The sequence below is a fragment of the Fulvivirga sp. AWR4_260 genome (assembly GCF_056158185.1).
The window spans coordinates 435,925-459,262 of record NZ_JBSWSU010000001.1; the positions used below are offsets into that span (position 1 = coordinate 435,925).

At 36.7% G+C, this 23,338-nt stretch carries 18 protein-coding genes and 1 tRNA gene; 6 read left to right on the top strand and 13 right to left on the bottom strand.

Annotation, left to right across the window (positions count from 1 at the left end; all coding sequences use genetic code 11):
- Positions 1-7: 7 nt before the first annotated feature.
- From nagB to ACXACQ_RS02075, 4 genes are all read right to left on the bottom strand, one after another.
- Complete coding sequence (nagB, locus tag ACXACQ_RS02060; protein ID WP_474974257.1) at positions 8-1,960, bottom strand: glucosamine-6-phosphate deaminase; 1,953 nt, start codon at positions 1,958-1,960, stop codon at positions 8-10.
- Between the two features lie 48 nt (positions 1,961-2,008).
- Positions 2,009-2,983 (bottom strand): ROK family protein, encoded by a 975-nt coding sequence (locus ACXACQ_RS02065; protein WP_474974258.1) that lies wholly within the window; start codon positions 2,981-2,983, stop codon positions 2,009-2,011.
- A gap of 144 nt (positions 2,984-3,127) precedes the next feature.
- Positions 3,128-4,693: a SusD/RagB family nutrient-binding outer membrane lipoprotein gene (locus tag ACXACQ_RS02070; protein ID WP_474974259.1), complete on the bottom strand. Its 1,566-nt coding sequence runs from the start codon at positions 4,691-4,693 to the stop codon at positions 3,128-3,130.
- Positions 4,694-4,708: 15 nt separating this feature from the next.
- Positions 4,709-7,723, bottom strand: coding sequence for a SusC/RagA family TonB-linked outer membrane protein (locus tag ACXACQ_RS02075; RefSeq protein ID WP_474974260.1), 3,015 nt, complete (start codon positions 7,721-7,723; stop codon positions 4,709-4,711).
- 216 nt (positions 7,724-7,939) lie between these two features.
- On the opposite strand from ACXACQ_RS02075, the gene ACXACQ_RS02080 reads away from it, so the two are divergent.
- From ACXACQ_RS02080 to ACXACQ_RS02095, 4 genes are all read left to right on the top strand, one after another.
- Positions 7,940-9,070 (top strand): sensor histidine kinase, encoded by a 1,131-nt coding sequence (locus ACXACQ_RS02080; protein ID WP_474974261.1) that lies wholly within the window; start codon positions 7,940-7,942, stop codon positions 9,068-9,070.
- Complete coding sequence (locus tag ACXACQ_RS02085; RefSeq protein WP_474974262.1) at positions 9,042-9,758, top strand: LytR/AlgR family response regulator transcription factor; 717 nt, start codon at positions 9,042-9,044, stop codon at positions 9,756-9,758. Before ACXACQ_RS02080 ends, ACXACQ_RS02085 begins: the two co-directional genes overlap by 29 nt.
- A 93-nt stretch (positions 9,759-9,851) precedes the next feature.
- The gene (locus ACXACQ_RS02090; protein ID WP_474974263.1) at positions 9,852-11,417 is read left to right on the top strand and encodes a hypothetical protein; all 1,566 of its coding nucleotides are present in this window, start codon (positions 9,852-9,854) and stop codon (positions 11,415-11,417) included.
- 71 nt (positions 11,418-11,488) lie between these two features.
- Entirely contained in the window at positions 11,489-13,417 is a 1,929-nt protein-coding gene (locus ACXACQ_RS02095; RefSeq protein ID WP_474974264.1) for an AAA domain-containing protein, read from the top strand.
- A gap of 51 nt (positions 13,418-13,468) precedes the next feature.
- Here the strand turns inward: ACXACQ_RS02095 and ACXACQ_RS02100 are convergent, their stop codons facing one another.
- Entirely contained in the window at positions 13,469-14,041 is a 573-nt protein-coding gene (locus ACXACQ_RS02100; protein ID WP_474974265.1) for a carboxymuconolactone decarboxylase family protein, read from the bottom strand.
- Between the two features lie 15 nt (positions 14,042-14,056).
- Positions 14,057-14,602: a peroxiredoxin gene (locus ACXACQ_RS02105; RefSeq protein ID WP_474974266.1), complete on the bottom strand. Its 546-nt coding sequence runs from the start codon at positions 14,600-14,602 to the stop codon at positions 14,057-14,059.
- Positions 14,603-14,828: 226 nt separating this feature from the next.
- On the opposite strand from ACXACQ_RS02105, the gene ACXACQ_RS02110 reads away from it, so the two are divergent.
- Positions 14,829-15,215: a TerB family tellurite resistance protein gene (locus ACXACQ_RS02110; RefSeq protein ID WP_474974267.1), complete on the top strand. Its 387-nt coding sequence runs from the start codon at positions 14,829-14,831 to the stop codon at positions 15,213-15,215.
- A 28-nt stretch (positions 15,216-15,243) separates the two neighbouring features.
- Here ACXACQ_RS02110 and ygiD read toward each other — a convergent pair whose 3' ends face one another.
- The 7 genes from ygiD to mltG form a co-directional block, all read right to left on the bottom strand.
- A complete protein-coding gene (gene ygiD, locus ACXACQ_RS02115) occupies positions 15,244-16,080 on the bottom strand; it encodes a 4,5-DOPA-extradiol-dioxygenase (protein WP_474974268.1) in 837 nt (278 codons plus the stop codon).
- 72 nt (positions 16,081-16,152) lie between these two features.
- A complete protein-coding gene (locus tag ACXACQ_RS02120; RefSeq protein WP_474974269.1) occupies positions 16,153-17,307 on the bottom strand; it encodes a hypothetical protein in 1,155 nt (384 codons plus the stop codon).
- 219 nt (positions 17,308-17,526) lie between these two features.
- Positions 17,527-17,611, bottom strand: a tRNA-Ser gene (locus ACXACQ_RS02125).
- 84 nt (positions 17,612-17,695) lie between these two features.
- Positions 17,696-19,438, bottom strand: coding sequence for a DUF4153 domain-containing protein (locus ACXACQ_RS02130; RefSeq protein ID WP_474974270.1), 1,743 nt, complete (start codon positions 19,436-19,438; stop codon positions 17,696-17,698).
- Positions 19,439-19,448: 10 nt separating this feature from the next.
- On the bottom strand, positions 19,449-20,417 hold the full coding sequence (locus ACXACQ_RS02135) for a YihY/virulence factor BrkB family protein (RefSeq protein WP_474974271.1): 969 nt from the start codon (positions 20,415-20,417) through the stop codon (positions 19,449-19,451).
- Positions 20,417-20,824 (bottom strand): acyl-CoA thioesterase, encoded by a 408-nt coding sequence (locus ACXACQ_RS02140; RefSeq protein ID WP_474974272.1) that lies wholly within the window; start codon positions 20,822-20,824, stop codon positions 20,417-20,419. The genes ACXACQ_RS02135 and ACXACQ_RS02140 overlap by 1 nt, the downstream gene beginning before the upstream one ends.
- 2 nt (positions 20,825-20,826) lie before the next feature.
- Positions 20,827-21,879, bottom strand: a complete 1,053-nt coding sequence (gene mltG, locus ACXACQ_RS02145) for an endolytic transglycosylase MltG (protein ID WP_474974273.1) — start codon at positions 21,877-21,879, stop codon at positions 20,827-20,829.
- A gap of 312 nt (positions 21,880-22,191) precedes the next feature.
- Between mltG and ACXACQ_RS02150 the strand changes: the two genes are divergently transcribed.
- Positions 22,192-23,328: a DUF3103 family protein gene (locus ACXACQ_RS02150; protein WP_474974274.1), complete on the top strand. Its 1,137-nt coding sequence runs from the start codon at positions 22,192-22,194 to the stop codon at positions 23,326-23,328.
- The last annotated feature ends 10 nt before the right edge of the window (positions 23,329-23,338 follow it).

Here is a 23,338-nt window from a genome sequence, read left to right on the forward strand (position 1 = left end):
TCAAAAATTAAAAATGATATCTTTTAAAACCTTCGATTGCCTCATACTCTGGCAAGCCAAGTTTATCGTATCTCACTGCTGTATCACGGTTTCTGTCTTCCGCCCTTCTCCAGAATTCTCTAGGGTCAGATCCTGGGAATAATGCAGTATCTTTCTGTGATTGGTGCTTAAAAATTGCCTTTCTCTTTCTTAACAATTCTTCAGGACTAATAGGCACTGCCATTTCAATATCATTTATAGCCCACTCTTGCCAAGCTCCTCTGTATAGCCACACCCAGCAGTCTTTCATCCAATCTTTATTTTTTGTTCTTGCTACTGCCTCGAAAATAGCATTTAAACAAACCCTGTGTGTGCCGTGTGGATCTGAAAGGTCTCCAGCTGCATAAATTTGATGAGGTTTAATCTCCTCTAACAAATCAATTATAATCTGAATATCTTCTTCTCCTAGTGGCTTTTTCTTCACCGCGCCTGTCTCATAAAAAGGCATATCTAAGAAATGTGCATTGTCATCGCTAATACCCACATTTCTACAACCTGCTTTAGCCTCTCCTCTTCTGATTAATCCTTTTATAGACTGCACCAAAGGAGAATCCACATCACCTGGCTTTTTATTTTTTATCTGAGATACTATCTCTTCGTAAAGCTCTTCGCCACTCTTAGATGCATCTAACTCATGCACTTGGTTAAAATCCCTAATGAAATCCGCAAAACGAATAACATCTTCATCAAATACAGCAATATTACCTGACGTTTGATAAGCCACATGTACTTCATGCCCTTGGTCTACCAAGCGGATAAACGTACCTCCCATTGAAATTACATCATCATCTGGGTGTGGGCTAAATATGATTACTCGTTTTTTCTCAGGGGTCGCTCTTTCAGGACGATGCGTATCATCAGCATTAGGCTTACCCCCAGGCCAACCTGTAATAGTATGCTGAAGCTCGTTAAATATCTGAATATTAATATTATAAGCAGGACCATGCTCTGTTACAAGATCACTCATTCCATGATCATTATAATCTCTGTCAGTTAATTTTAATACTGGCTTATCAAGCTTAGCACTTAACCAGATCACTGCTTTTTTGGCTAAATAATCATCCCACTTACAAGACTGTACCAACCAAGGTGTTTTAATTCTAACTAACTCATCTGCTGAACCACTGTCTAAAACCACAGTAGCATTATCATGCTTTTGAAGGTATGTTGCAGGTACTGAATCTGAAGTTTCCCCCTCTACAGTTCTTTGAATAATTTTGGCTTTTCCTTCACCCCAAGCCATCAATATTACTCTTTTAGACTTCATAATGGTACCAACACCCATGGTTATGGCTCTTCTTGGCACATTTTCTTGACCGAAGAAATCACTAGCAGCATCAACCCTTGTAATGTGGTCAAGGCTAATCATCCTTGTTTTAGAGTTGATGTGAGAGCCGGGCTCGTTGAAACCGATGTGCCCTGTACGGCCAATACCTAAAATTTGAAGATCTATACCTCCAAGGGCTTTTATCTTATTTTCGTATTCTTTACAGAAAGACTCTACCAGTTCAAAAGGGAGTGTTCCATCAGGAATATGAATGTTTTCTTTCTTAATATCGACATGATCAAAAAGATACTCATTCATAAAGCGCACATAACTTTGAAGAGAATCTGGCTCCATAGGAAAATACTCATCAAGGTTAAACGTAACAACATTCTGAAAGCTAAGCCCATCTTCTTTGTGCATTCTTACCAACTCATTATAAACAGAAGTTGGAGAAGACCCTGTAGCTAATCCAAGCACACAGGGCTCTCCCTTATCAGCCTTAGACCTGATGAGTTCTGCTATTTCTTGAGCTACTGCAAGAGATGCCTCTGATGAAGTCTCAAAAATCTCAGAGTGTATTTTTTCAAACTTTGTCTTTTCGGTAGCACCTACAGGCTGGTGCTCTATGCTTCGATACGAGTTCAATGTGTTCATTTTTTTATATAAGTTTTTTTAAAGTCTACTGACTGTTAATTCATAGTTTTAATTAAGAGAAGAGAATTCTGTTTCCTCAATATGGCCCCATATAAGAGCTCCTCCACCTAGTACTGCAAGCTCATCGTCTTTCAGCGCTGAAGGCAACAGCTTTATAGGGTAATCATATGTTTTATAGATATTATCGTAAATAGCCTTTAGGGTTGGCTCAAAAAGGTGTTTGCTGTTCGCCACTCCACCAGCCAGAAATATAGCCTCGGGGTTATACATGGCCACCATATCAGATAGTTTATAGCCCAATACTTCACCAGTATAGGTAAGTACTTTTTTAGATATCTCATCCCCTTCATTGGCCAGCCGGTCAATTAAAGCAGGAGTAAGATCAGCATAGGCTACGTGTCTTAACTGCGAAGGCATGTCGTATTTGGCTAATATGTTATAGGTGGTTCTTACCACTCCTTTGGCAGAAACATAGGTCTCTAAACAGCCCTTTTTTCCACAACCACAAACACGCCCCTTCTTTTTAACGGAAGTATGCCCTAGTTCTCCAGCCAGATCATTTTGTCCGTGTTGTAATTTTCCCCCTATAAAAACACCACACCCCAGTCCTGTGCCAATAGTGACAGAAAGGAAATTATCCATGGATGAAGCAGCTCCATATTCTTTTTCGCCAATGGCTGCAAGGTTAGCATCATTAGTTACCCTTACAGGGACATGAAAATGCTCTTGTAACCCCTTTTGTAAGTTTACAGGTATATGCCAGGCCAAATTAGCGGCCCCCTCAACCAAGCCAGTATAATAATTAGCCTTTGGAGCACCTAGCCCTATCCCAGCCAAGTCTAACTCTTTACCATAATCAGTAAAAAGCGCTTTAATATTTAAAATTAGTTGGTTAACGAACCCTTCAGGTTCAGGAAAAGCTTTTGTAGAAAATTTATTCTTATGCAATAATTGCCCGTCACGAGTCACTAACCCTAGTTTGGTGTTAGTGCCGCCCACGTCAATACCTACAGCTACTTGCATTTAACAGTTTCGATTAAATCTTGAAAAAATTAAGACAAGAGTCTGCTGAATAAGTTAACTGAACCTATAAACATTATCCAGCAAGACTCTATGACGACAAGGAATTGTCTTTAATGTCTGTTGATTGTTTTGCTATTTACTAGACTAGTTGACGTCCCACCAGACTTTTTGTCCAGCATTGTCCTGTCCGCCAAAATATTGTTGAATAGCTTCAGTGTATCTACTTTCGGCCAATCCTATCATGGCTGATGGAATTTTCAACCTTTTGATGAACTCTCCGTCAGGAATAGCGTCATTATAGTCTTTAGGTATAGATTTTAGTTTAGGGTATCCCGTTCTTCTAAAATCAGCCCAAGCTTCCGCTCCATCAGGATAGATAGCAATCCATTTTTGCGTTATAATTTTTTCAAGTTTATCGTCATATGAAATGGCATCTGCAAAATTAGGTGTTACAGCAGTGGTATTGTCATAACTCCACTCTGGATGCTTAGTATCTGTAAAGTCCATTGGGGTAGCATCACTTGCCAAGTAGGTACTTACATCTGCCAATCCGTATTGATCAAATGAAGCAGAAACACCTGCTTTATAAAAATCTTCTACGGCACCATTCATATTCCAGTTTCTCAAAGCGCCTTCTGCCTTCAAGAAATATAGTTCTGCTAAGGTAAACAAAACTATCGGAGCTTTTACACTAAATTGAGGTTTTGAATACCCCGTATATTCACCGGTTTTCACTTCAGCACCTTGACGAATACCTTTATATTGACCTAATACTGCAGAATCTGTAGCAGCTGTAAAATATTCTTGTAATCTAGGATCATTATACCCTTTCATAAAGGACTCCATATCAGATCCCATTTGAATATCTCCCCAAGCGGCTATTTGCCATAAAGGGTTATTATAATTACCTACATTAATGCTATAAGTTCCTGCTCCATTATCAATTGTTCCAAACTCATTAGCTACAGCCTCTTCCGCTATTTGTTTTGCTTTTTGAGGTGCTACATCGGCCATTCTTATTGCTAGCCTTAGCTTTAAAGAGTTGGCTAATTGTATAAATTTCACATAATCACCAGAGTAAGATGAAAGATCACTAGCAATCCTATTACCAGAACCACTCCTTTCTCCATCGCCAACATATAGTGTCAATGTATCTATGGTAGAATTTAATTCCGATACCATAGTTTCATAAACAACGTCCAAGTCATCCCACTTAACATCTGTCCCGTTTCCAAAATCTTTATAAGGGAAGGTTCCAAAAGCATCTACCATTGGCAAAGCTGAAAAGATCTTTAAGATTTTGCCATATGCATGGTAATCAGGAAAACGAGGAAGCGCCTTAGTCTTAAAGCCCTGAAATTGGGCAAGATTCACATTTGCCACAGAAAACACATAGCTATTCCAGCCATCATTCATGTTGTATTGTGAGTTAATTCCGCCTCCACCAAAAGGGTTGGCACTCATCATATAGCCTGAGTAATGATCAGCATTTAAGTTTTGCTGTACTTGATATTGCCATGAAGTATTAAAATTTTTAATGTTGGTCTGCATTATTGAAACAAAGGCATTCAAGCCATTAGCATCAGCTTCCAACAACTCCTCATATGCTGAAACATCATTTTTCTGCAAATCCTCCATGAGGTTATCGCAGCCAAATAACCCACAAATTGTCAATAAGGCCGCTATTAAATATATATTGCTATTTTTCATCTTTATTCTATTTAATTAAAATGTGGCATTAAGACTTACTCCATATGACCTTGTAGAAGGCACTAAGAATGTATTGAGCCCCTGAAAGCCGTTACCAGATCCGGCAGAAACTTCTGGATCGAATGGCGCATCATTCTTAATAAAGAATAGGTTTCTTCCTACAGCAGACAACCTTAAGCTCTTAATCGCATTTCCGAGCATAGCTGAAGGAAAATTGTAACTTAATGATACTTCTCTCAATCTAACATTAGTTGCGTCATATACGTATGGAGTAGCAATGGCGTCTGTTCCTCCTACTCGAGTGTAATATGCTTCAGCAGGAATAGTCTCTCCAGAAACTACTACACCACCAGCATTTCTAGCATCGGCAGTAGCTTTACTTCTACCTAAAACATCTAAGTATGCTTCTGTTTGACCTACTACTTTACCCCCAAACTTACCATCGATCAAGAATTTGAAATCCCAATTTTTATAACTAAAGGCATTTTGCCAGCCTAATTGCCACTTAGGATTAGGATTTCCCATGTACTTTAAGTCAGATGCTAACACGTTACCATCTTGTACTATAATGTCACCATTTTCATCACGTTGAAAATCTCTACCATAGAAATCTCCATAACGCCCACCTTGCGTTGCTGTAATTTGGATAATTCTAGTATCGGCAGCCTGTGTAATCACAAATGTTCCATCTCCTAATAGATCAGTAATTTCTACTATCTTGTTTCTGTTGGTAGAGAAATTAAATGAAGATGTATATTTAAGTCCACCTCCGGATAATAGGTTATATCCTAACATGGCTTCAATACCTCTATTTCTGATGGTACCTCCATTGAGGTAATAATTTTCGTATGCGTCACCCGTGGCAGCAGGTATAGTAAAAAATTGATCTTCAACAGTGTTGTTATAGAAAGTCACATCTAAATTTAACTTACTGTCCAGCATATTAAACTTAGCCCCTAACTCAAAAGACTTTACTCTCTCTGGTTTTAAATTACCCAGTGGCCCTGCCTCAGGAAACTTAAGTGTTCCGTTATAATCTATTGTTCTTGGCTGTGCAAAAGCAATTCCGTAAGGTAATGAGTTACCCACTTCACTGTATGAGGTTCTTAATTTAGCATAGTTTAAAAACTGAGACTCTCCAATCACCTCTGTTAAAATAAATGATAAACCTCCTGACGGATAAAAGAAAGAGTTATCTGAAACAGGCAACGTAGAAGACCATTCGTTACGGAGTGTAACGTCTGCGTATATCATATTATTGATACCTATGGTTGCAGTAGCAAAGCCTGCTTGCAATAATGTTTCTTGCTCATTTTCTTCTTTCCTCACATTAGTTGTGAAGTTTTGAATTGCAAATAAGTTAGGGATAAATAAACCTCCCTGTATACCCGTAGACTGAATATTTAACATCTCAGTCTGCTTATAAGTATTTATAAAACCTACTGTAGCATCTAAAGATACTGCATCAGATAACTTGTTACTGTAAGTAGCCAATAGATCTGAATATAACTGTGTGGCTACTTGAGTTCTATATTGGTAATCTCCTGAAGAATCTACATTTATAATGGATGAGCCTGCTGATAATTTATGCTTAAATTTATCTTCTACTCTATCTAAATTCATTCTACCCATGATTTTTATGTGTTCTCCCACAGGCACTGTTAACCCTAACTTATAAATTCCTCTATTTCTCCAGCTTGTATTGGTTTGATTACGCACAACCCAATATGGATTCTCTCCTGGGAAAGGATAGTTATTTAAATCTTTGTATGGGTAATTTTCCACATAAAGGGCTCTTCTATCATCATAGGTATATAAGTTATTTTTGTAGTAATTAAACCTATCAGAAGACTCAGGAAAAATATAAGTGGATAGCACTGGGTTATGATAAAAGCCAGCCAAAGGTGTGTTGTCAATTTTTTGGTTAACAAAATTTGCACTGGCATCAACTTTAACATTATCAAATATTTTTCCAGTCAAACGTACCATGAAGTTATTTTTCTCCATTTCGTTTTCTGGAACTATACCTTTTGCATCAGTACGAGCATAAGAAACGTAGTATTGAGCGTTTTCTGTGCCACTGTTAACGGACACACTATTGATAAATGTAGATCCTGTATTAAAGAACTCATCTACATGTTCTGTACTGGCTGTATTATTTTTCTCGCCCCAAGTATCTAAAGAAGCTCCTGGCGTTGTTTGGCCATACTGACTTTGAAGCTCTGGTGTTTTTAATGCATTTTCAAAAGTTAAAGATGATGAGAAAGAAACTGTACTCACACCACTCTTACCTTTTTTGGTGGTTATTAAAATAACACCATTAGCGGCTTGACTTCCATATAGTGCTGCTGCAGAAGCTCCTTTTAGTACATTAATACTTTCTATATCTTCAGGGTTAAGGTTGGCAATGGCATCTCCATTATCAACAGTTCCATAAAGATCAGATGTACTTCCTAGGTTAGCGTTGTTCATTGGTACACCATCAATTACATACAATGGCTGATTTTCTCCACTGATTGATTTATTACCTCTAAGCAAAACTCTAGATGAAGCACCTACACCACCAGCAGACTTAGTAATAGTAATACCAGCGGTTTTACCTGCCAGGTTATTTACTAAGTTTTGTTGCTTAACGGTAGTTAATTCTTCGCCACCAATTTCTTGAGTAGCATAAGTAAGACTTTCTTCATCTTTTTCAATACCAAGAGCAGTAACAACTACTTCACCCAGTTGCTGCACGTCTTGAGACAATTGCACGTCAATTACAGACCTGCCAGAAACTGGGATTTCTTGCGTTACATATCCTATAAAAGAGAATAATAACACAGCATTTTCATCAGGAACTTCTAACGTGTAACCACCTTCAAAATCAGTGGTTGTTCCTGTGCTGGTACCTTTAACAATAATGTTTACACCTGGTAGTGGTGCATTTTCTGCGGGATCGGTCACCTTACCTTTGACCTGAATTTGGGCTAACGCGCCAGGCACTAAAAGCGCTAATAGTAAGCCTGTTAGTAAAAGATTTTTCATTGATAAAAAGGTTGATTCGGACTCTCAATTTGTCAATGAATTAAGTAAAAAAGAAACTTCTCACCTCTTATTCGCTAAATGGTTAAAAAACATAGCTGTTTGGATAGCCCAAAACGATTGCACCAAAATTTCAGCATTTTATTGACCCATTAGCTAAAAACCAAGTCGCCATTTTTTTATTAGGTTTATCTTATCAGCACCTATTAAACCTTAGGAATGGAAGTACTTTCAATCATTTCAAATGATCATTATATTAGTGGCACTTTAAGAAAAAGAATGCCCAACTATCTGAAAAGACCCATTTTATATCATATCGTTTTCTGGACGATATACTTTGTATTCAACACCTTTAGATGGGGAAGTTACTTTGAAGATTATGCATACTCATTAAGGTCCAACCTGGTTGAATTTCCCATTCACCTTATATTAGTATACTTTAACCTTTATTACTTACTGCCGAGGTACATACCCAACAAATTTGTAAAATACCTCAGCTTTCTGGGCCTCTCTATATTAGTAATGTCACTCATAAGAATTGTATTAACATATAACTTAGTGACCACCGAAGTATGGCGAGAATCCGTAGTAAAAGGTCAATCGCTTTTTGGCTTTAACTATATAATAGCCGTGGCCATTGGAGAATTATACGTAATAGGACTTACCACAGCCATTAAGCTCATCATAGATTGGGTAAATGCACAAAGAAAAGCTAGAGAACTAGAAAGAAGAAATCATGAAACGGAGCTCTCATTTCTAAGATCCCAAGTTCAACCACACTTTTTCTTCAATACATTAAATAACCTATACTCATTAACACTAGACAAATCGGACAAAGCGCCAGAGACTGTTTTAAAACTTTCTGACTTAATGAGTTATGTAATATATAAGGGAAAAAATAAAAAAGTACCACTACCTGAAGAAATAAATCACATTCAAAACTATATTGATTTAGAAAGATTGAGGTATGATACAAAACAAATTGCTACATTTAACATATCTGGGAATATAGCTGACAAAAATATCCCTCCTCTTATATTAATGCCTTTCATTGAAAATGCATTTAAACATGGGGCCAACTATCAAAACGGCAACGAGCCGATAAAAATTGATATTGAAATTGACGGAAGTAGCATGTTATTTAAAGTAAGTAACGCAGTAAGTGCCACCAACCGCAATATGTTAAATAGAAATAAAGAAAACTCTGGTATAGGAATACAAAATACTATACGAAGGCTAGAGTTACTTTATGAAGATGATTTTACCCTTGACATCATTAATGATGATGGTCACTATCAAATATTTTTAAAAATAGTTCTTGATGAAAATAAAATGCCTGATAGTAGATGATGAGCCGCTTGGCAGAAACGTCATCAAAAACCATTTGAGCAATTTTGATAATTTTGAAATAGTTGACACATGCGGAAATGCCATGGAGGCATTTCAGCTATTAAAAGAACACACCATTCATCTTATGTTTCTGGATATTAACATGCCGGAGTTAAATGGAATGGACTTTTTAAAAAGCCTGGATCACAAGCCACTAGTAATTATTACCACAGCTTATAGAGAGTACGCTGTAGAAAGTTATGAACTTGACGTGTTTGATTATCTGGTAAAACCAATCTCTCTACCCCGTTTTATCAAAGCCATTGACAAAGTTACCAACCATTATAAAAAAGAAAATGAAACTCAAAAAGATGCTGTAAGCAAACCTGAAAACGAGTACATTTTTATTAAGGTAGATAAGCGCATTATTAAAATATTTCTATCAGACATTTTGTATATCGAAAGCCTGAAAGACTATGTGCGTGTAGTAACTCAATTTGAAAACTTAATCACCCACCATAACTTAAGGAGCATAACCAAGTTATTACCGTCTGAAAAATTTTTACGTATACACAGGTCATACACTGTAGCCATTGATAAAATAAAATCTTTAGAAGGTAATAATATCGAAATCGAAGACAAACAGCTACCAATAGGAAGAAACTACCAAAAAAAGATAAAGAAAAGAATAGGATTAGACAAGATATAACTGAACGTGGAATCTATTAACACTTACCATTATAATAAAAACATTGTATTCATTTATTTCAAAACAATACATTCATAAATTTGTAAGTGAAACATGATTAGAAATAAAGTGAAGTACAAAGCCGCACTCGCATATCTGTCTATATTGCTATTTTTTACAGTTAAGGCTCAAGCTCAAGAATTCATCTTCCCTAATGATTTTGCTTGGAATGTAATTGAAGAAGGAGACTCTCTGGCATTTAAAGTTGAAACCACAGATAAAAAACATAAATATGTGTTTTCATTGTATGGAGATAGGGGGTTAGAAATTGAATTTGATTCTGCTGGCAACTTCAACTGGACACCTTCTTATGAGTTGGTAGATCGAGTTCAAGAGAAAGCAGACTTCAGTGTTATATTTGAGGCCATCAGTGAGACTGGAAATAAAATAAGAAAAGAAGTTCCCTTTACGGTGCTACATAAAAACAGGCCTCCTAGCATTGGAGAGTTGCCCAACTTTTATGTAAAACAATATTCTCAAAATGAATTTAATTTAAAACAGCTTGATCAAATCAGGGATCCTGATGATGACCCGATTGTTTTTAAACCCATTTTGGCTGAAATGCCCGAAGGAGCCAATTTATCAGAATTGGGCATTTTTAGTTGGAAACCTTCTCGCAACCAGTTTAGAATGATTAGAAAAGAGCCACTAGAGGTGCATTTTATTGTGCAGGATCAGCCAGAAAAATCTGAAACCATGGGCACATTAATTATAGCCCCAACACAGCTAGACTTACCTCCAGAAATACTTGTAGTGCCTAACGATACCCTTATTTCATTAAAAGAAGATGAGGTTTTGAATCTTAATTTTTATGTATCTGACCCTAATGGTGATGACAATATTAAAGATGTAGCTTTTGTATCTAACGACTTAAGAATACCCAAAACAGCCCTAAAAAGAAATACGGCTACCCAGTGGGAATTTACTTGGACTCCCGGCTATGAGTTTGTAGGTGAAGAGCAAAAATCTACTGATGTAGAACTAGTAATATATGTGCTGGATGAGTCTAATAAGCGTGCCGAGAAAAAGCTGACTGTTCAAATAATGGACACTGAAAATATTGAACAAAAAGATCAGCGCCTTTACAATAAGTATCGCAATATGTTGATATTAACCATGGACGTGATAGACCAACTAGATCAGAACCAGAAATCTTTGAACCGTATGCTTAAAAAGGCAAAAACAGGCAAAAAGAATAGATCCATAGTTAATGCCTCATTAGGTGCAATTACCGGTGTGAGCCCTGTTTTCCTTGAAGACAATCAAAAAGACTATGTGTCTGGTGTGGGCGGAACAGCCGTATTAACTCTAGGTACACTAGAAGCCACTGAAGTTTTAGGCCGATCCAAAGATGATATCTTAGAGCGCTTAAAATTGAATATCGATATCAGAAATAATTTACAGGCGGAGGGAGATAATTTTGCACGAAAATATGCACTAAAATCTCACAGAAGAGATAATAACTTCTACAATGATGTAGATAAACTAAAAGCTCAGCTCAATAACAAAAAAATGATTTTGTTAGAGTTAGATGCAAGCTGGGAAAATCCCGTAAAGCCTACAGACAGAAATATCAAAAAACAATTCCCTGACTTTAACAATGAGGGATTTGAAGATTAATTCATTAGGATAACTCAATCTTATTGAATTATAGATAAACAAAAGCTTACCTTCGCATACGAATTAATTTTATGGAAGGAATAAAAATAGATGAGCAACTTAAAAAGTTGCTCAATTTATTAAAGCAAGAAAAGGAAGAGGACCTAGCTCAATACAAGCGCAAAATGACTGGCACCTCTTTCAATGAAAGAAGAAAACAAGGTGTATGCTGGTACCCCGTGCACCTAGAACGCGCCAAATATGACTCGGGCGATCGCTTACTCGCAAAAGTCTCTCGCTCAGATGAGCATAGAGAGTCTCACATGTTTCAGTCAGGCAAGTTAGTAAGCTTATTTTCCAATGCTAGCGGCAATAGTGAAGATTCAGAAACTATAAATGGAGTAATTAATTATGTCAATAAACAAGACATGATGATTACGCTGAATAGCGATGATATACCAGACTGGCTAAAAGATGGTAAACTAGGCGTGCAGCTTTTATTTGACGAAAGTTCTTACAGGGAGATGGAGAAAACCATTCAATACCTACGCAAGACTGACGACAAGCGACTAATAGAACTTAAAGAAATACTATTAGGAAACAAACCAGCTTTTTTCAAAAATAACACTCCCATTAAGTCTCCTGGACTTAACGAAAGTCAAAATTTGGCGCTCAATCTGGTAGAAAATGCTAATGATGTAGCAATAATACATGGCCCTCCTGGCACAGGAAAAACCACTACATTAATTCAGTCTATCATTCAAACGCTAAAAACTGAGAAGCAAATACTGGTTTGCGCACCTAGTAATGCAGCAGTGGATTTACTTGCCGAAAAATTAGCAGAGCAAGACATTAATGTCCTTAGAATAGGACACCCGGCTAGAGTAACTGAAGAAACACTGAGTAAAACTTTAGATGCGCGCATTGCGCACCATGCTGACTATAAAGACATGAAAGCGCTTCGAAAACGAGCTGAAGAGTTCAGGTCATTAGGTCAAAAATATAAGCGCAATTTTGGTTATGCAGAAAGAGAGCAAAGAAAAAGACTACTTTCGGAGGCTCGCGACCTAAAAGATGAGGCTGACCAGTTGAACTTCTATATTACTAATGACATTATAAGCAAAAGTCAGGTAATAGCCTGCACATTGGTTGGTGCAAGTAACAACAACCTAAGGAATCTCAATTTCAAAACGGTATTCATTGATGAGGCAGCGCAAGCGCTGGAGCCTGCAACTTGGATTCCTATAACAAAGGCTCAGCGCGTAATATTTGCAGGTGACCACTGCCAACTTCCGCCAACAATAAAATCTTATGAAGCAGCAAAAAATGGCTTGGAAGTAACTCTTTTTGAAAAAGCAATCAATAACAACAAAGCTGACGTAATGCTGGCAGAGCAGTATAGGATGAATGAAGAGATCATGAACTTCTCTAGCCAAGTATTTTACAAAAACAGCTTAAAAGCAAATAAAGAAGTTGCACACTGGAATGTATTCCCAGGTGACCAAGTAGTCGAATTTATAGATACGGCTGGTTGCGGATATTTTGAAGAAAGAGACAGTGAAACAAGAAGCTCTTTCAACAAAGAAGAAGCGGAATTATTACTAAGGCACTTTAAACAGTATATCGATCAAGTAGAAGCTGTAAACAAGCTAGATGAACTAACGGATATAGGAATTATAGCTCCTTATAAAGCGCAGGTAAGCTGCCTTTACGATCTGATAGTAGAACAAAAAGCCTTGGATGAAAAATTACTAAAAAAGATCAACATAGATACTGTAGATTCATTTCAAGGGCAGGAAAGAGATGTAATTTATATTAGCCTAGTTAGATCTAACGAAACGGGAGAGATTGGTTTTTTGGCCAATGCGAGACGTATGAATGTGGCCCTAACCAGAGCTAAGAAAAAGTTAGTAGTAATTGGCGACAGCGGAACCATTGCTCAAAATGATTTCTACGAAAAATTCTTAGATTATATCAATGAAATTGGAGCTTATAGAAGCGCCTTCGAATTTATGCAATAAAAAAAGCCAGGCACCCTTCTGCCTGGCTTGACTTACGTTGTCAAAACCTGATTAACGTAATACTTTTGTAGCACTCACAATAACAGAGGCTATTTTTACTGATGCAAACACCCTTTCCTCTGTCTCTCCTAGCTCCATCAGTGAAGCTTCATGTGCATTTACACACATTTCACATCCATTAACTGCAGACACAGCCAAGCTCATCAATTCAAAAAACGATTTACCCGTAACAGGCTTCATCATAATGTTCATTTTAATACCGGCAGGCAAAGCATTATACTTATCCTTTTTCGTAAAATGTCTAAACCTATACAAAATATTGTTACTTGCCAGCAACGAAGCGCACGCCACTGCCTCAGCTATTTCTTCTGCCGAAGCTTCAGCAGCATATGCTCTTTCTATAAAAAACTGCTCAAAGGCCTCACTCCTTTCATTAGCAGCAATGGCTACACCTATTAATGCTATTTCTTTATCAGTTAGAACACCGGCTTTCAGGGCATTTTTCAAATTCACTTTTAAGTCCCTAGTCCACCGGCTTTGCCCTTCTTCTAATGCTGCAAAGGCAGCATTATCATTTAAACTTATATTTAAATCTTCCGAGATCTCTTGAAGTACTGTACTCATACCTTTACTAATTTATTATCCTACTAACGTTTCCTCACCTTTTTCCCAATTACAAGGACAAAGCTCATCTGTTTGCAACGCGTCCAATACACGTAAAACCTCCTCTACATTTCGTCCTACATTTAAATCATAAGCAGAAACCCATCTTATAATACCATCAGGGTCTATAATAAATGTTGCACGGTAAGCCACTTTTTCAGTAGCCTCCAATATTCCCAATTCCTCAGCAAGTGATTTAGAAGTATCGGCCAGCATTGGAAATTTCAATTCTCTTAAATCGTCATGATCCTTTCGCCATGCCAAGTGCACAAATTCAGAATCTGTAGAAGCCCCTATAAGCTCAGTATCCCTATCCGTAAATTCAGAGTAATTTTTATTGAACTCAGCAATCTCTGTAGGGCATACAAACGTAAAATCCTTGGGCCACCAAAACATCACCGTCCATTTATCCTCATCATTTTTCAAATTATCAGAAGAAAGGGTGGCAAATTCTTTTCCCTTTTCAATTGATACTGTTGCTTGCTTTTTAAATTCTGGAAATTTTTCACCTATTGATATCATGTCTCTTTGCGTTTATTAATTTCTTATTGATTATGACACGAAGCTAAGGAGAAGAATATTATAGATCAAATTGATAATATTAATAACAATATAGATTTTAGCTATAAACAAGAAGATTGAATTCGATGTTTAATAAATACTTTCTATTGTATTAGTAAGATTATCTACTTACCTTATATATATGTAAGGTATTAAAGCTTAGTCTATAACATTCAAACATACACATATGAATCTATTGAATATAGTTGGCATTGGTGATAGCACGAGAAAAAGTCACATTCAAAATTTAATTTCCGTGGCATTGGCGGATGGTGAACTAGCCTCGGAAGAGTGGAATTTACTCCTATCAATAGCACACCAACTAGATATAACCGATGAAGAAATTGAAAACATAAAAAACAACCCTGGATCGGTTAAATTCTCAGCCCCAAAAAAATATGACGATAAGATTCAACAGGCGAGAGATCTTGTTGCAATAATGATGATTGACAATGACATTGACACGAAAGAAGTGGAATTATGCAAAAAGATAGCGCTCAAATTAGATTTATTACCGCGCGTAATAAACGATTTAGTTTATGAAGTTTACAAAGCAAAATATAGCGAAAACTAAGATTATATAAGGGTAGTAACTACCCTTTTTAAATTCCTATTTTCACAGAGGTCATACTCAATGAGCCAGCTATAAGCTCGTCATTAAACAATATCAAATCTTCTTTTCCAGCTTGCAGTCCCAGAATATATAGCAAGGGGTAATAATGATCTGGTGTAGGCACCGCATATTTTAATGCTACACCCCCAGCCTTTTCAAAGTTGATTATAGAAGAATGATCACCATCAATCAGCCACTGGTTAGTCAGGCTTCTGGCCTCATGCGCCCAATCATACCCGTAGCCCACCTTATCAATGTTTCTAAAATCAACCATGCGCAGGTTGTGAATAATATTACCACTCCCAATAATTAAAACTCCCCTTTCTCTTAGGCTTCTTAACCTCTTTCCCAACTCATAATGATATGCTGCGGGCTTACTATAATCAATACTTAACTGCACTACAGGAATATTAGCCTCGGGATACATGTGTTTTAAAACACTCCAAGTACCATGATCAAGCCCCCATTCATGGTCTAAGCCCACTTCTACTGGCAGCAAAACATCTTTAGCTAGCGTGGCTAATTCAGCACTACCGGGCGCGGGATACTGTTGTTGAAATAATTTCTGCGGAAAACCTCCAAAGTCATGGATGGTGCGCGGCTGCAGCATCGCAGTAACGTGTGTCCCATGAGTCAACCAATGTGCGGATATACACAAGATAGCCTGCGGCCTAGGTATAGTATGACTTACCTCCCTGAAACCACTCACAAATTGATTCTCCTCAATAGCATTCATTGGGCTACCATGCCCCATAAATAACACAGGCATCTTATCGCTTGGCTTCAGCTCACCAGAAAGCTTATCCATCATTTGTATTGCATCCATCACATCAATGTTTTGTTCAACACAAATATATACGTTACATTTTATTTAATGTTTAAACATTAAATAAAATGACTATAGTTTATTCTTGAGCTTATAATTCACAGCCTCTTCGTATGCCTCATCATTAAAACCCTTTTCAGCATCTATAGCTATAACTACGAAATCAGCTGTTCTAGTAAAACTATTTCTAAAATCGACATGCATCAGCCGCTTAGTAACATTGCTATACATGCTATGAATATCAATTTCTAATTCGTCCTGCATAAAGCTATCACTAGCATTATAAAGTCGATTGAAATACAAGTATAGCTCCTGCATTTCCATACTGTCTAAAATAATATCTAAAGTACCTGACTCAGAATAATAGTACATTTCAGACATTTCAAACCAGCCATCTGGCTCGTCATCTCCAGAACGCTCACTATCCATACCAATTGCTACAGTTGGAGGAAAGGGCACATCCATACTATATTCTAACAAGATGCAATATACATCTTCCTTAATCTCAACCTGGCTAATAACCTGACGCTTCAACTCATTGACTAAACAGTCTTCTATGGCATCACAGACATCCTTCCATTCCAAATCATCATCAAAAGACTTATACAAAAGGTGCGTTCCTCTAATTCCAGACTCTAAAATACTCTCTAAATCACCTTCCTCGTTATAATTAAACTTTACACCAATATTAAATGGACGAATGGTACCACTGGCAACACTAAAAAAAGTAGCCTGATATCCATTAAGCTGACCATCTTCTATTTCATACTCTCGCAATTGCACATCCTTACCGTCCTCACAAATCAGCAATTGACTGGGCAGGCCATCTTTCAGGTAGAGGTCCATCAGCTTCACTGCCTTTCTTCCCACATTGCTAACATAAATGGTAGCACTCCTATAATGCTCTTTATCGTAATAATAAAAAGTATCATAATATACATTATCACTTAATAACAACCTCTTTTGGTATATTCGCTTTGTCTCCAAGCTAATCCAATATAGATATAAGTCATCTTCATCAGGATCAAATTCATCATAAGCAGCAAGAAAACCATCATCAGGAATTTCCTCATTGACCATTTGTCCAAAAAAGGGTTCTATATCATATAAGTTATAAACCGAAGGCAATTCCTGTAAGTCGTGCTGTTCTATGAGTGCTAAAAATTCATCATAATGACCAACAAGCTCGTTAAAGTCCTTAGTTATTGATGTAAACTGTTTATTCATAAGCCAACCTCTATTGTATAGAGTGTATTCACATACCTTTTATTATGGTAATTTAATACTGATTTTAATGAAAATGTAATATTTTTTAAAACTATTACTTGGTTAATCTTAAAAATAAAGCATAAACACTTATGAATGAGCACTTGACCATTATCGGCCGGGAGGGAATTTGGGATGTCTATAAATGAAAAAAGCATCGCTTTTGCGATGCTTCCTTTGCAGAGGAGGAGGGATTCGAACCCCCGGTACCTTGCAGTACGCTGGTTTTCAAGACCAGTGCATTCGACCACTCTGCCACTCCTCTTTCTTGTTTCGGCTTCGTATTACCGTAACAGGATTGCAAATGTAGTATAAAATTATTTAACCGCAAACATTGGCTCCGCTTTTTTTATCTTTTTTTATGAATAAAAATTTTCAACTCATCAGAACCAATCTTAAACCAATGATTGTCAGTAGATTTCAAGTATAAAGCCTCAAAATAAATTTTATAAGAGATATCTTCAGTTTCACCCTCATATGATAACTCCTCCGCATCTAAGCGGTATTTAGTCTGCCCTTTGTACTTCTCCCCCATCTTTTCATAAAATTCGTATGCCGGCAACACATAACGCTTACCATCGATATTCACTATATAATCACCATCTTCTTCATGGGTAACAGAATCATTATAAGTATCTGCATTAACAAAAAGCTCATAGCCCGAGACATCTACATAATTGACAACATTAGCACTCAGATTAGCCGTTACTCGCTCACTTTGCTCCATATCCTCAGTAGCCCACTTAGTAAGCTCTTTCAAGTTATATTCACTCAATAACTTCGAAATCACCCCTACATCTACCGTTTGCTCCAAAGACTTAACATCAGCATTGAATAATGGCTGCACATAATCTAATTTCTTTCTTTTGTGGAAATACATCATTATAGAAGACACATTCTTCCTTTCTTGAAATGACAAATTTTCACTCTCACGTTGCTTAGTTAAATAAATTTCCAATCGTTCAAACTGAGCATTGTCTGAAACAGCAAAAGCTCCTAAGGGACCTACCGAAGTAACAGCAATAAGCACTGCAAGAGAAATAGGTATTACAATAATATTTCGGGATTTACTGATTAAAAAATAAATAGCAATACCCACAAGCCAAAGATCTATGGCATACAAAAAGTATCTATTTTCTGTTAGTCCATATTCGCTCACCCTTCTATAAACCGCCAAAAACAATACAACCACTAATGGTAAAAGCGAAATAAAAAAAGTCTTTAAAAAGTACTTAACCCATGATTTAGAGGCTTGTCTAGATATTGGGTAAGCCATCAAATAGGTAAGTAAACCCAGCACAGCATAACTAATAAATAAATATGCAATCCATCCATTAGGCCACTCCCATTTAACAATAATCTTAGCTGTATATAAGTATAAGATAATACTGTATATTACCACCAAAGGACCTAATATATACTGAACTAAAATAGAAAGCCCTTGGGAATATACTTCATCCTCAACCAACTGAGAACGCTCTGGCACCCCTCCAAGAAAATAGACTACAGAAAAGATACCGTATATTACTACCGCAAGCTCTACATAGGTAGATGAATGAATATAAACGTTAAATAATTTATGTATAGCAGCCATTGCCAAAGCTAGTCCTACATAAAAGATTCCCGAAAAAACAATTGATGTCAGAAAATGTGTCAACACATTAATATTGAAATTCCAAAACCCTTTCGGCTCATTTTTAACAAGAAAAGGAGCGAATGACACCAATAAATGTAGAAACGCAATGAGCAAAGTATATTTTACCTCACTTAAAAAAAAGGGCTTCTCGGGCTGTAGATAATAATATATGAGTAAAAATGCCACCCCACAGAAATGGATTATAATACCATATACTTTTTTTGATAACGCTTCAGTCAATAATTTGAGAGCCAAAAATAATGGCACACCAGCATACACAACCTTTAGCAACTGATAAAACGCCATCTCTGTCTCTGCAGGCATAGCTTCATGCTCAAGACAGTAAATAGAAAGAGAAGTACCCACTACCGCACACAATACTATTAACGGAAATCTGGCAATTACCTTTAAAGCAAGACTAATTGTCTCCTTTAAATTCGGGACTTTGATAGACATGATGTTACTATTATTTATTTACCCTAAGATGGGCCGCATCGATACCTGCTATCCTGTGAGCGTGATGAATGCTCGCATTAATTTCATAACCAACTAGCAATACTATAGATAAAATCTCTTGCCAAATCATTAATGCGATCAAAACCCCTAAAGACCCATAGAGCTTATTGTAATTGGCAAAATTTGACACATAGAATGAAAAACCATATGTTACTGCCATACAAAGAAAAGTAGCTATAAACGATCCTATACTAAAAAATCTCCAGTTATAGTGGACAGATGGACCAAAGTAGTAAATAAACGAAATAGCTATAAAAAAAACAATAAATAGTACAATAAAACGCAGAAGGAAGAATATATATATCATAAATTCTTCTATATCTAACCATGAAAAACTATTTACTACATCAATTAGCACATTACCAATTACCAAAAGAATACTAGCAAGCATAAGCACTATCGCTAGCATTAAAGTTAATGCTGTAGCGACTAATCTCATTTTCAAAAAACCCCGTTTTTCTATAGTCTTATAACAACTATTAAATGCCTTCATTAAAGACATCATACCATTAGTGGCCAAATACAAGGAAAAAAGCACACCAAAGGTCAATAAGCCTCCCCGAGTATTACCCACTATATCATCCACAGTATTATAAACCGTTTCATACATATTGTGAGGAAGCACATCTCCTATAAATTCCATGATACTAACCTTACTTACCCCCGGTATCACCTCATGTATATATGGAGTAAGGGTAAAAAGAAAGATTATCCCTGGAAAAACAGCCAAAGTGAAATTAAACGCCACTCCATTAGCTCGTTCTATCACCTCATCCTTACTTAATTTCTCTAAAAAAACAAGAATAACCTCATACAAACTAAGCCCATCGTAGCTCTTGAACTTTACGCGTTTCAACAATGCAATAAGTGCATTATACAATGGCAGCTTAACAATATATTTTGTTATTCTTTTTTTCATCACTCAAAAAATGGCCCCAAAACATCAATAATAGGCTGAGGATTTCTCAAAGGCCTACGTGTTTCCTTATCCACAAAAACCAAAATTGTCTCGCCTACATGTATCTTCTGCATATCCTCGCTAAAAATCTCATATTCAAACTTAATTTTTACACCCGGCTTTTGCTTAATACTGGTCTTAATTGTAAGCAACTCATCATACTTAGCCGGAGCCAAGTATTTTGAATGCGATTCCAATACGGGCATCATAATACCCATATCTTCTAAAGCTTTATATGTAAGTCCTAAATGACGAAGACACTCTACCCTAGCCACTTCATAAAACGCCCCATAATTACCATAGTAAACATAACCCATTTGGTCGGTCTCGGCATAGCGCACCCTTATTTGCGTATCGTGTGTGTACATATTTAATTGGCCTGATTAAGTCTTGCTTTTCTTTGCTCTATAGACAACTGCCTTTGATACCTACCCGCATTTCTCAAATGCTGATTATAAGTAGCGGCAAAATTATGATAACCCGAAAAATCCTCCTTCGCACACATATATATATAATCATGACGCTCATAATTCAACACCGCATCTATAGAATGGATAGTAGGCATATTAATTGGCCCAGGAGGAAGCCCAGCGTTTAAGTAAGTATTATATGGCGATTGAACTTCCTTATGAACGTTTAGTACTCTTTTTAAACTAAAATCTCCAACAGCAAAAACCAATGTAGGGTCTGCCTGCAAAGCTATACCTCTATTTAGCCTGTTCATATATAACCCCGCAATCCTTTTACTTTCATCATTCTTAATACTTTCCGCTTGTACAATTGACGCCAATGTAGACACCTCCAAAGGAGATAAGCCTACCTGCTTAGCTTTGGCCTGCCTATCTTCATTCCAAAACCTTTCATACTCAAAAAGCATTCGCTCCATTAAAGCACCTCCACTGATGTCATAATACACCTCATAGGTATTAGGAATAAACATGCTAATGACATTATTATCATTAAAGCCTTTTTTATTGTCCCTAATAAAATTATTTAATGCCTGATTAAACTCATTCTCATCCATTTCGAGCTTAGCGGTTAACTTTTCTGCCAATTCACTTTTTAGCCGTATATTGTTAAAAGTTATTTTCACAGGCTCTTGACGCCCCGCTCTCAACACTCTAATCACCTCCAAATTGTTAGTATTAGATTTAATGAGGTACATACCAGATTTCATGGATTTATCATACCCCATCATTTTAGCAAGAAAGCTAAATGACATAAGGTCGTCCAAATACTTCTTTCCATAAAGCTCCTCTTGCAACTCTTTAAAACTTTCACCCCTTTTTATTATTAAAACCCTATCATCTTTATCTACCTGAAAATTAGGAGTGAATATCATCTGATATGCATAAAAGGAAAAGGAAGATAAGAGTATGGTAAAGACCAGTAAGAATACGATAAATGCTTTTCTCTGTTTCATATTTTAAATAATAATAGACCTTTATCGGATCAAAAAAATACTACCCCAAAGATACCCAAATATTAAAATTGGTAATTGTCCTGATTATGGAAATACAGACTCTATACAAATAATTAAGATCAGCCATAAATTTAGACAACTAATTTAAAGATCAAAATCGATAGATAATTTCACCAAACACCTAAAAACCAGAACAATAGATCGCAAATAAACCCTTACATGTAAGTTTTATAAGGAAAATAATTATGATAGTTAACAAAATAGAGCTTACTTCATAAATTATAAACAATTTTTTATTAACCTAATCATATTATGAAAAAACTAATTTCAGCCTTATCCATGGCTGCGGCCTGTTTTTTAATTACAAGCTGTGATGAAAGCAATGTACAACCCACTGAAAACCAAACTAATTCAGAATTAGACAAAATTGCAATTGACGTTACCGATTACCTTAACACAGAGGGCAATTTTGAAGCAGTTACAGCCCTTCTTAAAAATAAAGTAGGAGTTAAGCTATCTGAAGTAGTAGAACTGACCTCTAAAAATACAAATGATATTTCCACACGATTAAGCACCACAGCAAAGCAATACGATGATGCTTTAAAAGGCTCTTCTCCTGAAGAGGTAGCCATCCCTGAGTTATGGATGTATTTACCGGAAGGTATGGAAAACGCAAAAAAATCTGATATTCTAATTGCATTTCCTCCTACCGGAGATGAGGCGGAGTGGACCAAAGTAAAAGCATACACTTTGGATAAAAAAGTAGTTTACTTAGATGCCAAAGCTGAACCTAATGTACCTGTTATAGTAGTTGAAAACCACGGGTTTGAAGCGTTTAAAGTAGAGGTAAATCTTATCAACAAAAAACTACAAGCTTCGGGACTACAAAACAAAGCCATTTCTACCGACCGTACAGCAAGAACTGCCGCAGAAGGTGCAGAAACTACTATTTTAGAAAAAATAAGACTGAAAGACGATCAAGAGCCATGGATAAGTGGAGCTGCTGAAATTTACGCTGTCACTTCTGGAATCAGAAATGCTGACAAAGATGTAGAAGTAGCAGTAATACCCATGTATTATTTAGATAAGGCAGATCAAGATTACTACCCGAACCAAGTATTACTTTTTTGGGATGATTACGCCTATCAGGCAGCCAACATTCAGTTATTTGAAAAAGATGACAACCACAACTATCAGGAGTTAGTTTCTATCCTTGTTTCCGAACTAAGCAAACTTGCAGCTACATTGAGCGGACAAGCTTGGATTACCGCTGTTGGCACAATCGGCTCGGCCATTGTTGACGCATTGCCAGCAAGCTTCTGGACCAACGATGATGACTATGTTGACTCTTTTTACACCATTGAGAAGACAAAAACTTATACAGATTATTACGGTGCAGCAGCTAACGCGAAAGCTAGCCTAAAACCATATTTCATACCTGCTAATTAAGCAGGATATT